Genomic DNA, 14,432 nt, shown 5'->3' with positions numbered 1-14,432 from the left:
GAAAACGTTTACATACAAATTTGCAACTGTTCAATCATTATCCTGTTTTAGACGCATTCAAGACTTGGTGTTGCGCGGCTGTAACGATTGACCACAAGCATAGGCGGTCAATTTACGCCAAAGCCATTCGACTGGCCCTTGGGCAAAATAATGCAGCCATAACAAGGAGAAGAGGATATTACATAGCCAGACCAATGGAACGATAGCTAACAATTGCAGACGATCTAGCTGCTGATAGAAGCCGAGGTGATAGAAGATAAAAGTGCATATCAATGTCTGCAATAAATAATTGCTCAGTGCCATGCGGCCAACCTGTGCCAACCAATGGCTAACTCGCCAGCCCGCCAATGTCGGCCAGAAGCCATAAAGCAAGGCCAAATAACCTACCGCCTGCAGAGGTGCGCCCAGCTCACGCGGCACTTGTAGCAAAAAGCCGGTCCAACGGAAATCCCATCCAACCAACCATTGCAGCGCCACACCCGGTATTTGGATAACTAATGAAAGCGGTATCAAACAAGCAGCCAGCACCCGATAATGGCGCAAACTGAATTCCCCACGTAGCCAACCGCAACGCATCAGCCCGGCCCCCAAGAGCATTGAGCCTGCCAGTTCCCAGCCATATTGCGCGCCGATAGCAATCAAATTGGATGACAACAGATCCAGCCGGTTTTTCCAAGCCTCCGCCCCACCCTGTAATTTCCAGAATTGCTCATATTGCAAATCTGCTGGCCCCGGTTGCCAAAAGCGGCCCGGCTCGCCGCTGGTGACAAAACCCAGTAGCAATAACACCGCCACCCCCAGCAAATAAAGCACCGCCCCGGTGCGCAATAAACTGGTTGCATCTTTAGCATCACGAATCATTCGCCAGCACACCAGGCCGATCAAACCATAAGCTAAAAGAATATCGCCATCCCAGAAGAAAATGCCGTGAATCAACCCTAATAACAATAGGAGAGAAAGCCGCGCCCGTATCCAGCCTTTGCCACGTTTAAGCAGCAGTTCAAGGCCAGCACCAAATAAAATGGCAAAAATAGAGAGGAACTTTGCTTGAGCGACAATATCAAGAATGGCCCATGTCCAGCTATCAGACACAGAGGGAAGACCAAGATAAGCAGGATTAAGATAAGCAGCCTTGGGAAGGCCAAAAGCACTAATATTGAGCAGAAGAATGCCAAGAATGGCCAGACCTCGCGCGCTGTCTAACGTTGCGATGCGTTGACGCATACCCGACATCCTGTATAGGGGCACCCAATGGTGCCCTTTTTGGCAAAAGGCTAATTAACCGTGGTGATATTAGCTATTATGACGAACAGCGCGCAGGAATTCCTGGCGAGTATTCTGACTGGATTTGAACAACCCGCCCAATGACGTGGTGGTGGTCGCACTGGTCGCATCGCGAATACCACGCGCTTTCACACAATAATGCACGGCATCAATAGAAACAGCGACATTATTTGTCCCTAACAAGGTCTGCAAGGCCAGCAGGATTTGCTGCGTCAGCCGCTCTTGTACTTGTGGGCGCTGGGCGAAAAACTGCACAATACGATTGATTTTGGATAAACCAATCACACTGTCTTTCGGGATATAGGCCACTATTGCTTTACCATCGATAGTGACAAAATGATGTTCACAAGTACTGGTCAGGGTGATATCACGCACCGTAACCATCTCATCAACCTTCATTTTATTTTCGATCAGGGTAATTTTAGGGAAATTCTCGTAATCCAGTCCGGAGAAAATCTCATCAACATACATCTTGGCGATACGTCTGGGTGTATCAGCCAGGCTATCGTCAGATAAATCAAGATTCAGCAATTGCATAACTTGCGTCATATGTTCCTGAATCCGGGTCTTGCGCGTTTCGGCATCTAATTCTTGTTTGCGCAATGGGGTTTCAAGGCCACGGGCCAGCAGTGCTTCATGAACCAGCTCAGCTTCTTTACTCAGCGATGACATTCTTTTCTCCAACAGGCATACGTGTCTGAGCGAGATAAACATGATGTAGATCACGTTCAGATTTTGCTCTCCACTTTAGTTGAGAGCAAAATGATTATCCAGTGATTGTTCTTGATATCCGATGATTGTTATTCATCTGCAGCGGCTCTTTCATCATGATGAAATTGTTGCGTCTGGATGAGCAGCAATCTCCCGCGCACGGGCTGGGGTTTTAATCACCAAAGCCCCGGCAATCATCAGTGCCACTATTGCGACATATAATGCGGGTTCCAACCGGTGGGTCAATGCGGTCGAAATCGCGGATAATATCGGCCCAACCAACTGCCCGATAGCATAGCCGGTGGTCAATAAACCGGCCATATACCGGGTGTGTTCCGGGGCCAATTCGCGACCATGTTGCAAAGAAAGTTGGACGACACTCAAAAAACCACCGCCGATTAATACAGCACCCAATGCCAGTCCGCTCACACCTGGCACCCATTCTGCACACAGCACCCCTAAGGCCTGTACCCACAGGGTTAATGCCAGCCGTGTTTGTGATGTCAAACAATGGCGCGTCAGGATACCGAGGGTAATACCTATCACGGCGGCACCACCGAAAACAGGCCAGACAAACTGCGCAAATAGACTATCAGGGAAACGGGCAGTGGCCATCTGCGATAAAAACGTGGCGGGTAAAATATAGCCAAACCCCGCCAGACTGTAACTCCACACCAACCGTTTCAGTGCTGGAGTTAAAGTCAGTGGCACAGCGGCAAGATGAGGACGATGCAATTCCCCACTGCGCGGTAAATTAATACTAATGGCAGCAACAATAATCAACGCCAATACGCCATACACTAGCCAAGCTTCTCCCGCCGATAAGCCATAGCTATGAATCAGCACAGCCAACATGCCGCTGATGAATATGCCAGCCCCCGGCCCAGCAAAGACAGCCGCACTCAGCGCAGGACGGCCAAAATGTGCCAATCGCTCATTGGTCCAGGCGGCAACCAGCACCATCGACCAGCCACTGGCCCAGCCAATAGCAAAACGTACCACACCATGCCACCACGGCCCGTCAACAAACGCCGATAGCAATGTCAACGCCGCCGCGCCCCATATCCCTAGCCATAAGCGGCGTTCAACATGGCGGCTGGCCCGCATGGCATCAAAAGCACCAAATAAATATCCCAGATAATTAACTGCCGCAACCAGCCCTGCCCCGGTCAGGGTGAATTGATGTTCCGCTATCATCAGTGGCACTTGGGGAGTGAAAGCAAAACGCCCTATCCCCATAGCCACCACTAATGCCAGAAAGCCACTCAATGCAATTCTTAATGCCATCAGCCCCGCCTATCTATTTCTGTCAGCTCATTACCGCAGACAATCTGTTAAAAGAAAGTTGCGAATATCATGCCTGAGCATTAGAATCACAAAAAATGAATAATAGTCACTAAGTTCATCACAAAAAGAGAACACCTATGGATCTGACCCAGCTGCGCATGTTTTGTTGTGTAGCAGAAACAGGTTCCGTTGCCCGAGCAGCGGAGCAGATGCACCGCGTCCCCTCAAATTTGACGACACGCCTGCGCCAGCTTGAAATAGAGTTGGGTGCAGACCTGTTCATCCGTGAAAAACAGCGCCTGCGCCTTTCGCCCATGGGTCACAATTTTCTTTGCTATGCCAACCGAATTCTGGCGCTGAGCGAGGAGGCCATGAGCATTACTCATGCAGGTGAACCTGCCGGTAATTTCCCTCTCGGCTCGATGGAAAGTACTGCGGCCACTCGCCTGCCCAATCTGCTCGCGGCTTATCACCAGCGCTATCCCAAGGTCTCTTTATCACTGACCACCGGGACTTCCGGCGAAATCATTGAACAAGTCCGAGCCGGAACACTGGCGACCGCATTGGTCGATGGCCCGGTGCAGCATGATGAACTGCATGGTTGCCGCTCTTTCGAGGAGCAATTGGTGATCATTTCCTGTCTGGATCACCGACCTATTCTGCAAGCCCGTGATGCCGTGGATGAAACTTTGTTTGCTTTTCGTCCCAGTTGTTCATATCGGCTACAGCTGGAAAGCTGGTTCCGTCAGGCGGGCTGCTTACCTGGACATATCATGGAAATCCAGTCCTACCACGCCATGCTAGCTTGTGTGGCTAGCGGAGCGGGGTTAGCGCTGATACCGCATTCAGTATTGGCTCTACTACCCGGCCACGAGCGAGTACAGGTGCACCACCTGCCACCCGATATTGCCGAGACGGCAACCTGGCTTATTTGGCGTAAAGATGCCTTTAGCCCTAATGTTCGCGCCCTCAAAGAATTAATCATTGAACAGATTGAAACTCAGTAATTGAGCGGGCAGAGCTACTTTTTCCGGTCATAATTTATACAAGTATCGTCTGCTGTTATCGGTAACGATCACATGAAACATATATGATACATAAAGAATATATTTATATAACACTCATTACACAGAAGCTATAGGAGCAACACCATGAAGATGATTAAAACCCGCGCCGCCGTCGCATGGGGGCCAAACCAGCCGCTATCCGTTGAAGAAGTCGATTTAATGCCACCACAAAAAGGCGAAGTCCTGGTGCGGATCGTCGCCAGTGGGGTTTGCCACACTGACGCCTATACCTTATCGGGCAAAGATCCTGAAGGTGTATTCCCAGCTATTCTGGGTCACGAAGGTGGCGGTATTGTAGAAGCAATTGGCGAAGGCGTGACCAGTGTTGCGGTGGGTGATCATGTGATCCCGCTGTACACACCTGAATGTGGTGAATGTAAATTCTGTCGCTCTGGTAAGACCAACCTGTGTCAAGCAATCCGCAGCACACAGGGCAAAGGGTTAATGCCTGATGGCACCACGCGTTTTTCTAAGAATGGCCAGCCAATTTTCCATTACATGGGCACCTCAACTTTCTCCGAACTGACAGTGGTACCAGAAATATCACTAGCAAAAATCAATAAAGAAGCGCCATTAGAAGAAGTTTGCTTGCTCGGTTGTGGCGTCACCACTGGCATGGGGGCAGTTATCAATACTGCCAAAGTAAAACCGGGTGACACTGTAGCTATCTTCGGGCTGGGTGGTATTGGCTTGTCTGCGGTCATTGGCGCACAGATGGCCGGTGCCAGTCGCATTATCGGTATCGATCTCAATACCAGTAAATTCGAGCTGGCCCGCAAACTGGGTGCGACGGACCTGATTAACCCGAAAGATTATGATAAACCTATTCAGGATGTGATTGTCGAGTTGACCGATGGCGGCGTAGATTTCTCATTCGAATGTATTGGTAACGTCAATGTCATGCGTTCAGCTTTAGAGTGCTGCCATAAAGGTTGGGGCGAATCAGTGATTATTGGTGTCGCCGGTGCCGGTGAAGAGATCTCAACCCGTCCATTCCAATTGGTGACAGGCCGCGTCTGGCGTGGTTCTGCCTTTGGTGGGGTAAAAGGCCGTTCAGAATTACCGGGCATTGTGCAGCAATATCTGGATGGGAAGTTCGCCCTGAATGACTTCATCACCCATACCATGGGATTGGACCAAATCAATGAAGCCTTTGATTTGATGCATGAAGGCAAATCCATCCGTACCGTGATTCATTTTGATCAATCTTCGCAAAACCATTCTTTACAAAACAAGTAAGGCAAGAAGGCATGAATACGTCACTTGAACTTCTCGAAGAGCACCGGATGTTTGGCGGATGGCAACAGCGCTATCGCCACGCCGCCAGCAGCCTGAATTGCAATATGACTTTCAGCATCTATCTGCCACCACCACGGGATGATAACCCGCCGCCGGTAGTTTACTGGCTATCGGGGCTAACCTGTAATGATGAAAACTTCACGCTAAAAGCGGGCGCACAGCGTATCGCGGCTGAGCTAGGATTGGTGCTGGTGATGCCGGATACCAGCCCACGTGGTGATGATGTTCCTAATGATGATGGCTATGATTTAGGCCAGGGAGCGGGGTTCTACCTCAATGCAACGCAAGCTCCCTGGTCTGAACATTTTCATATGTATGATTACATCAGCCAGGAGTTGCCTGCATTGATTGGTCAGCACTTTAGTGTCAGTGCACGTCAATCTATCTGTGGTCACTCAATGGGCGGGCACGGTGCGCTGATGTTAGCGCTGCGTAACCCGCAGCAATATCAATCGGCCTCAGCTTTCGCGCCGATAGTCAATCCGTGTCAGGTTCCGTGGGGCCGTAAAGCCTTTAGTGCCTATCTGGGTGCAGATGAAAGCCAATGGTTACAATATGATAGCTGCCATTTACTAACACATGCAGAAACCCAGTTGCCGATGTTGGTGGATCAGGGAGATGTCGATCAGTTCCTTGCCGATCAATTACAACCGGCAAAATTAGCCGAGTTGGCACGTCAACGTGATTGGCCTCTGACCTTGCGTATTCAGCCGGGCTATGATCATAGCTATTTCACCATAGCGACATTTATTGAAGATCATCTGCGTTTCCATGCCGAATATTTACATCGCTAACGGATATCACTCAGCCGATCAACAATAATAGAAAACTTAAAGCTCCTTCGGACTGCTGACAAACCTCGATAACTCGATCTTGCAAGATGACGGTAGGTAGAAGAGTAAAGCGTCCGCGCCAAGGATGGCGCAGCTCGCCCCCCTGGGAAGCTTGTTTAACAAAAGAAGTATGGCGTCTTTACGATCTGCCTGTTTTCACCGGCTACAGGCACTTTGCCATTAACCTCAAGCTCCTTCGGGAGCTTTTTATTTTATTTAAGATATATAGCTTACTCTCGTTACGCCAATAACTAATAATCCTTTAGTTTAATAACATAATTAATAAATCATTATAAAAAGCATGATGAAAAAAACATTGATAAAATCGGAGAAAAGAATTACAAATAAATAGCTCAACACTCACTGAGGCTGAGCAGCACAAAAAAGGAATAAACTTAAAAGGATATTCATATGTTTACGTCGAATCAATCAAATGAAAGAATAAATAATGCTCATTTAATGGCATTAAAGACTAAGTTAGAGTCGTTAGAACAATCATTTAAAAATAATTTATTTTCTATAAATGACCATGAAATAGAAAATCTAAAACGCAGCAACGCCGACAACCAAATAACCGCCTGGAATTGGTCAAAAAGTTTTACACAACAATAAATCAAACAATGATACTTTTAATTAAAACAAATTAAGATGCTATTAGTAGCATCTTAATTATAATGATCATTATCGTTTGATGAATTTTAGAAAAAAATAACACCACCACTCTATTTTATTAAAATCAGTGAGATACTTTCCATGCTAACAAGTGAATTTTTTAATGATCTGAAGCTAAGCCCAGTATCAAGCCTGTTAGCAATACTAATAACGGCTATAGGATTGATCTCACTATTTTTTGTATTGTTTCTTTATTTAACAGACTCTCGTATTGAGAAACATAATAGTAACTATAAAGATATATATCGGATAGAAACATCATTTAATCTACCTAACGGCGATGAAGTGAAGTCAGCACAAGTTCCATTCCCACTTATTTCCGTATTAAGAAATGATAAAGATATCAAGAAGATTGATTACATCGCACGTATTTTCACCAACCTACATGTCAATGATAAGACGTATTCAAATATTGATATCTATGCAATTAGCACCGATTTTTTTAACACATTAAATCCCTATCAACAAAAAAAACTCTATCTGGCACAGAATGAAATTATCATTACCCCTGAGTTTAACCGACAATATCTTCATCTGGATAACCCTCAAGGGCATGTCATAACGTTAGGTGATAAAGGCCAATTTCTTATTAAAGATGTTGTTGAATTTAATCCATCCAGCCGTTTTAAAACGACTGCAGTTATCGCATTCGCTCCTGAAATATTGGATGGTTACCACGATAAAAGACATGATTGGTATGATACCCATGCCTACGCTTTTATCACGATGAAATCTGGGATCAGCCCCACCTCCGAGCAACTAAATTCTCACGTTATTCAGCACGCACCACAGCTTCCAGGAGCCCCTTTTAGTCCAGAAGAATTCATTCAGCTTTCAGCACGTAATATTGCTGATATCCATTATGACAATGCATTGCCTGATGAAATTAGCACAGTAGTTTCAAGCTCATACTTAAATATTTTATACGCCTCAGGTGTATTTGTTTTTTTTGCTACGACAATGAATTTCTTCAATATTAACAATGTGATAAATACAAAGAAGAGAAACAGTTTCTATATAAAAAAAGCCATTGGTGCGTCCCGTTATCAGCTAATCACAGAAGCATTTTTTATTGCTACATTCCAAACTGCATTTGTACTATTAGCTGCTCTTTTTATTTTGATGTCACTCGTGCAATTTTCCGATAGTGCCAGAGAGCTTATCTTTACTCATGGCAATTATGACTTCTCAACCGCGTTATCTATTACTACCGCGCTAACTTACGCAGCTATTTTACTCGCCCACTACCTTTTTTTGCTGACGCTGACTTTGCCTAATAATACCTATAGCAACAGCATTGCTGCACAATCATCTCAGTCACACTATATGACTCGTATTATGTTCTGCATGCAGATCATTATTGCAGGTATCATCATATACCTGTGGGCGGGTATAATGACACAGATTCATTTTATGAAAGATTACAATTTTGGTTATGAAAAAGAAAATGTAATAACATTTATACTAAGTGACGAATTAAAATCAAAAACCGCAATAAACAATTTACAAGATGAATTAAGGAATGCAGCTGGAGTTAATAGTATCTCGCTGAGTAACTGGCGGCCATTTGACATGTCTCGGCAGAATACTTCTGTATTCCATAGTAATCAGCAAGAAAAAGACAAACTAGCCACAGTTAACATCCTAAAGGTAAATGAGCATTTTATTAATACTTGGGGAGTAAATATTCTAGCGGGGGACAAAAGCCCATTATTACCCAGTGATAATAGCAACATTTACCATGCAATCGCCACGAAATCGTTTATGACATTAATGGGACAACAGTCCTATGACCATATACTGAATACTATTTTTTATATTAATGAGAATAACTCGCAACAATCAGTTAGGGTACTGAATGTGATCGATGACTTTTATCTGGCAGATAGAGAAGAGACAGCGCCTCCCTTACTTATGCTTATTCAAAACAATCCCCAACGCTATGGTGCTGTCAAAATTGAAAACATTCAAGACATCGGGAAAATAGAGAAAATATTAAAACGCTATCACGTTAATACTGAGCATATAAAATCAGTCAGCAACTTACACCAAGAATATTTCAGTAATAATATACTTATGTATGATACGATCAACACGGTAACATTATTTACAGTCACATTAGTATTAATAAGCACAATAATAATCAGCACCTCAGAGACCAAACGGCTCGAAAAAACACTAGCAATAATGGAGTCTATTGGCGGATCAATTTATACGCATATTATTTTCTTTATACAGCAGAACATTATACCTATCGTCATAGCAGTAATAATATCACTCCCTCTCGGTTTTATGTTATTGCATAATTGGCTGGCACAATATAGTGTAATTAAAGGGTTATCTTATGTTTATGCGACAGGTTCATTTATTACTTTTATTTTATGCGTAATTATCGTTATGACTACTACACTTATTTTCAATAGTAATACACTAAATAGTCAGAAGAAGAAATAACATCATGGATATAAATATTGAGCAGAGAAAAAATAAAAACACGACTGCTAAGTTAATTATTTTTTTCGTATTATTGGCTATTATTTCTTGTCTTTATTATATTTATTGTTTATCTACCGCTCAGCGGTCTTTACTCATATCACGAGAGAATGCTGTTTTCCATACTATTGAAGCAGAAGTGTATCAAGATGTGCTGACAACCCGAGCTATCGCGGTACCTAAAGAAAGTATGATTGTATCAAGTGAACGAGGAGGAAAAGTCACTGAAGTCGCCAAACAGGCTTCCGATACTGTCGAGAAAGGCGATATCATTATTCGTTTATCTAACTACGATTTTATGCTGGAAACGACATCCAGAATAGTAAACATTACCGAGCAAATAAGCAATCTACGCAATATGAAAATACAATTGGAACAAGATAATAGAGAAACAAAACTTAATTTACAAGAGGCTCAGCATCAAATAACGACTATGTCCAGAGATTTAGCCAGGCATCAAGTCCTCGACATGAAATCAATGATTGCAAAATCCGAACTGGAAAACCAAGTCGGTATGTTAAAAAACTGGCAAATAAAAAGTGAAATTTTAAAAGATCATGATAATAAAAATAAAGAATCATTCCCATTACAATTCAAGAGGATAGATGATTCTATATTATTACTGGAGAGAATGATGGATATCATCGAAAACGGGATGGAACAATTAGTTATAAAAGCTCCAATTGATGGGGTTTTATCTATCCTTGATGTAGAACTGGGTCAACAAATAAAACCCGGCGAAAAAATTGCAATTATCGACAACCTTAAATCATATTATTTTAATGTTTATTTCAGTGAATATTACCTCGATAAAATTAAGCCACAAAGCCAAATATTGGCAGCAATAAATGGTCAAGATACACCACTACTTATTGAATCAGTATCCACTATTGTTGAAAATGGTAAATTCAAAGCAAAACTGATCCCTCTACATGATACTACCTCCCTACTTAAAAGAGGGCAATCTATTGAAATACAAATCCCACTACAAGAAAAAAACAGCTCTGCATTGATGGTACCAACTGATAGTATCATTTCCGATGATGATGGAAATAATTTCATTTATATATATCAGCCAGAAAATGATCTAGCTATTAAATCTAAAATAGAAATAGATCGTCGAAGCCCGATGAAAACAGAGATAATAGCAGGAATAAAGGTTGGGGAAATCATTGTCACCCCACCAGAAACTAACAATAGTGAATACGATATTATTGAGTTCAAATAACATGCTAAATATACAAAATGCTGAAAAGTGTTATACCACCAAAACAATTAAAACCAAGGTTCTTAATCATCTTAGCTTCAGCGTTGAAAAAGGTGATTTCGTTTCTATTATGGGGCCATCAGGCTCAGGAAAATCCACATTACTTAATATCATCGGTCTGTTTGACTCTCTTGATAATGGTTCATTCACACTGGCGAAAAAAAACATTATTGATATGAGCCACTCACAAAAAACAATATTACGACGATTATTAATAGGTTATATATTTCAATCATTCAATCTCATTTCACACTTATCTATTTTTGATAACGTTGCCTTACCACTTAAATATCGGGGCATTGGTAAAAAGGAACGTACCGAACAAGTTAACCAAATTTTAAACCTGTTCGATATTGATAACCGGAAAAATCATAAACCAATGCAACTCTCAGGCGGTCAACAACAACGAGTCGCCATCGCCAGAGCGATGGTATCTAACCCTGCATTGCTCTTGGCTGATGAGCCTACTGGCAATTTAGACAGTAAAAATGCCCTTTCTGTATTACAGCAATTAAAATATATAAACCAAAAAGGTACAACTATTATTATGGTTACACATTCAGATGAAGCTTCTTCATATGGCAACAGAATAATAAACATGAGAGATGGAAAACTTACATGAACAAATAGGAATATGCTATGGATAATATAATTCCGGTAAAATTCATTGATTGCACTAAGATAAATGATATAGGTCTTAAAGAACTGGAAAAGCTCGATACATGTGAATACAGAACACTATCATCTTATCTTATTGGTAAAATACCAGCAAAAAAATTACTCGATAGTGATGAGCTAGATACATTCAACGAAGAGATAAAAAAAAGTATTTCAGTGAAAGCTATTAAAGCAAAAAAACTGGTTGTTGTGTTAAAGGCAACCCGTTTATGTAATCTTCGTTGTACCTACTGCCACTCATGGGCAGAAGGCCCCAATCAGACGGTGTTATTTCATACCCTCGTCCGGACAGTACGGCAGATCCTTGCCATTCCTAATGTAAATAGATTTGAGTTTGTCTGGCATGGCGGTGAAATCACACTACTAAAGCCAGCATTTTTTAAAAAACTTATTTGGTTGCAGCAACAATTCAAGCGGCCAGAGCAATATATAACCAACACCATGCAATCAAATGTCGTTAATATCTCAGATGAGTGGTTAATATTTATTAAAGGTATTGGCATGAATGTCGGAATTAGTCTTGATGGAGTACCAGCGGTAAATGATAAACGGCGGATGGACTATCGAGGCAGAAAAACATCTGATCGCATAGCCAAAGGAATAAAAAAACTTCTCGAGTATAATATTCCATATGGTGCTCTTATTGTTGTTGACCGAGAAGTTTATAAAACTGACATGAAAGAGATGTTGGACTATTTTATCTCAATAGAATTAACCCACATTGAGTTTCTTAATATAGTTCCTGATAATAGACTCGTTAAAGGGCAGTATGTTGGCGAAGGATTTATCAGTTATGCTGAATTTATCCAGTTTCTATCAGAGCTGTTTACTATTTGGGTAAACGGTTATCAGGGAAAGATACATATTGCTGTTTTTTATGATTTTATTCGTGTATTGAAAGATGCTAAAAATAAACTTTCCGCATGTTATTGGTCTGGCAATTGCTCGCAAGAAATTATTACCTTAGAACCCAATGGTGACATCTCTCCCTGCGACAAATATGTGGGTGATAAAGGTAGCATCTATGGATCTTTGTTAAATACTGACCTGGCGGATCTTTTAGCTCATTCATCGCATAATCAACAAGTCATCAATGAGGAAAAAAATGCGACTGAAAAAATGCAACTTTGCGAGTGGTTTTCTATTTGTCATGGCGGCTGCCCCCATGACCGGGTTATTAACCGTCGACATACCGAAGGATATAATGATACATGTTGTGGAACAGGGAAATTACTGGCGACCATTCAACGTTATTTAGCCAATACTTACTGAAGCCATCTTATTGTGGCTTCAGTTGTACGCAACATTAGCCCTTTATAGTTCAACCTCCTGCCCTTTGCGGTGTAAACGTAATGAAACCAGGAAGGTGAGGAAACACATGGCTGAGACATACCAGAAGAAACTGTTTTCCATATCAAAAGATTTGAGAGATAACGCGACATATTCAGCGCTACCACCAAACATAGCATTGGCGACCGCATAGGATAAGCCAACCCCCAGTGCTCTGACCTCCGGTGGGAACATCTCGGCTTTCAGCAATCCACCAATAGCAGTATAGAAGCTGAGAATAATTAGTGCGGTGACAATCAGCATAAAGGCGATATAAGGGCTGGTGACACCTTTCAACGCATGGAGAATAGGCACTGTGAGTAGCATAGATAATAAACCGAAAGTCAGCATAGATGTACGCCGGCTAATACGGTCGGATAATGCACCAAATAAGGGTTGGATTATCATGAAAATAAACAATGCCGCTGTCATTACCAGACTGGCTGTTTTCACATCCATCCCAGCCGTATTGACTAAATATTTTTGCATATAAGTCGTATAAGTATAAAAAGACAGTGAACCGCCAGCAGTGAAACCTAATACCATAATAAAGGCTCGCCGATGCTTCCACAGCCCTTTCAAACTACCGGCATCTTTCTTGTTACGGGTCTTTTCATCTGAAGTTTCATTCAATGAACGGCGTAAATAAAGTGCAACCACGGCCAGCAATGCCCCAAGCACAAAAGGAATCCGCCAGCCCCAACTATGTAATACTTCAGATGATAGAGTTTGCTGTAACAAAACCAGCACTAATAATGCCAGTAATTGTCCGCCGATCAATGTGACATATTGGAAAGAAGCATAAAAACCTTTGCGCCCTTTCACTGCCACTTCACTCATATAGGTAGCACTGGTGCCGTATTCGCCACCGACTGATAGACCTTGGAATAAGCGAGCAATTAATAACAAAATAGGAGCGAGGCTACCAATAGAAGCATATGTTGGCAGGCAGGCAATCATTAACGAGCCAGCACACATCATGTAGACAGAAATAAGCATGGAGAGCTTACGACCATGTTTATCGGCAATATAACCAAATAACCAGCCACCAATAGGGCGCATCAAAAAACCTGCGGCAAAAACACCCGCAGTTTGCACTAACTGAGTGGTCGGATTATCGCTAGGGAAAAAAAGCGGTGCAAAGTAAAGGGCACAAAACGAATAAATATAAAAGTCGAACCATTCAACCAAATTACCCGAGGAAGCACCGACGATAGCTCGAATTCTCTGCCGGGTATCCGCTTTCTCTGTCAAACGTGCTGATTGTGATGCTGCGCTCGTCTCTAATGATGTTGTTTCAACCATATTGATCCATCTACCATATTGTTAAACTTCCATGCCAACATAAACTCAGAAATGAAAAACCGTAGAGACTGAGTTCTCATCTATATATTGTTAGATTGTTATATATTGGTAACAATATAGTTTCAATGAGCATTATGGAGTGGACGGCAGTTTAGGAAAAACCTCAAATTATCCTGTGAGGTCAAATGGATAAAAATGTCGATTCGA

The 14,432-nt window shown here is 42.5% G+C and carries 12 protein-coding genes; 8 read left to right on the top strand and 4 right to left on the bottom strand.

Features of this window, described 5'->3' with window-relative positions; translation table 11 throughout:
• Positions 1-57: 57 nt before the first annotated feature.
• From yeiB to DXZ79_RS07430, 3 genes are all read right to left on the bottom strand, one after another.
• On the bottom strand, positions 58-1,224 hold the full coding sequence (gene yeiB / locus DXZ79_RS07440) for a DUF418 domain-containing protein YeiB (RefSeq protein ID WP_050291633.1): 1,167 nt from the start codon (positions 1,222-1,224) through the stop codon (positions 58-60).
• A 69-nt stretch (positions 1,225-1,293) separates the two neighbouring features.
• Complete coding sequence (gene folE / locus DXZ79_RS07435; RefSeq protein ID WP_038634369.1) at positions 1,294-1,956, bottom strand: GTP cyclohydrolase I FolE; 663 nt, start codon at positions 1,954-1,956, stop codon at positions 1,294-1,296.
• 153 nt (positions 1,957-2,109) lie between these two features.
• A complete protein-coding gene (locus DXZ79_RS07430; protein WP_120011184.1) occupies positions 2,110-3,282 on the bottom strand; it encodes a YbfB/YjiJ family MFS transporter in 1,173 nt (390 codons plus the stop codon).
• A gap of 137 nt (positions 3,283-3,419) precedes the next feature.
• Between DXZ79_RS07430 and ptrR the strand changes: the two genes are divergently transcribed.
• The 8 genes from ptrR to darE all read left to right on the top strand — a co-directional run bounded on the left by ptrR (position 3,420) and on the right by darE (position 12,863).
• On the top strand, positions 3,420-4,289 hold the full coding sequence (gene ptrR, locus DXZ79_RS07425; protein ID WP_038634374.1) for a putrescine utilization regulator PtrR: 870 nt from the start codon (positions 3,420-3,422) through the stop codon (positions 4,287-4,289).
• Positions 4,290-4,433: 144 nt separating this feature from the next.
• On the top strand, positions 4,434-5,588 hold the full coding sequence (locus tag DXZ79_RS07420) for an S-(hydroxymethyl)glutathione dehydrogenase/class III alcohol dehydrogenase (protein ID WP_038634378.1): 1,155 nt from the start codon (positions 4,434-4,436) through the stop codon (positions 5,586-5,588).
• A gap of 11 nt (positions 5,589-5,599) precedes the next feature.
• The gene (gene fghA / locus DXZ79_RS07415; protein ID WP_038634381.1) at positions 5,600-6,442 is read left to right on the top strand and encodes an S-formylglutathione hydrolase; all 843 of its coding nucleotides are present in this window, start codon (positions 5,600-5,602) and stop codon (positions 6,440-6,442) included.
• Positions 6,443-6,892: 450 nt separating this feature from the next.
• Positions 6,893-7,093 carry a darobactin family peptide antibiotic gene (darA, locus tag DXZ79_RS07410; RefSeq protein WP_032818984.1) on the top strand — a complete coding sequence of 67 codons (201 nt, stop codon included), beginning with the start codon at positions 6,893-6,895 and terminating at the stop codon, positions 7,091-7,093.
• Between the two features lie 141 nt (positions 7,094-7,234).
• A complete protein-coding gene (gene darB, locus DXZ79_RS07405) occupies positions 7,235-9,607 on the top strand; it encodes a darobactin export ABC transporter permease subunit (protein WP_038634383.1) in 2,373 nt (790 codons plus the stop codon).
• A gap of 4 nt (positions 9,608-9,611) precedes the next feature.
• The gene (darC, locus tag DXZ79_RS07400) at positions 9,612-10,874 is read left to right on the top strand and encodes a darobactin export ABC transporter periplasmic adaptor subunit (protein WP_050291630.1); all 1,263 of its coding nucleotides are present in this window, start codon (positions 9,612-9,614) and stop codon (positions 10,872-10,874) included.
• A gap of 1 nt (position 10,875) precedes the next feature.
• Positions 10,876-11,535: a darobactin export ABC transporter ATP-binding protein gene (gene darD / locus DXZ79_RS07395; protein WP_038634390.1), complete on the top strand. Its 660-nt coding sequence runs from the start codon at positions 10,876-10,878 to the stop codon at positions 11,533-11,535.
• Between the two features lie 17 nt (positions 11,536-11,552).
• The gene (gene darE, locus DXZ79_RS07390; protein ID WP_038634393.1) at positions 11,553-12,863 is read left to right on the top strand and encodes a darobactin maturation radical SAM/SPASM protein DarE; all 1,311 of its coding nucleotides are present in this window, start codon (positions 11,553-11,555) and stop codon (positions 12,861-12,863) included.
• A gap of 42 nt (positions 12,864-12,905) precedes the next feature.
• Here darE and DXZ79_RS07385 read toward each other — a convergent pair whose 3' ends face one another.
• Positions 12,906-14,225: an MFS family transporter gene (locus DXZ79_RS07385; protein ID WP_038634396.1), complete on the bottom strand. Its 1,320-nt coding sequence runs from the start codon at positions 14,223-14,225 to the stop codon at positions 12,906-12,908.
• Positions 14,226-14,432 lie beyond the last annotated feature (207 nt).

Origin of the sequence: Yersinia rochesterensis, assembly GCF_003600645.1 — a bacterium.
Classification (GTDB): domain Bacteria; phylum Pseudomonadota; class Gammaproteobacteria; order Enterobacterales; family Enterobacteriaceae; genus Yersinia; species Yersinia rochesterensis.
The sequence above is the reverse complement of the archived record's forward strand: the minus strand, read 5'-3'. Positions and strand labels throughout refer to the sequence as shown.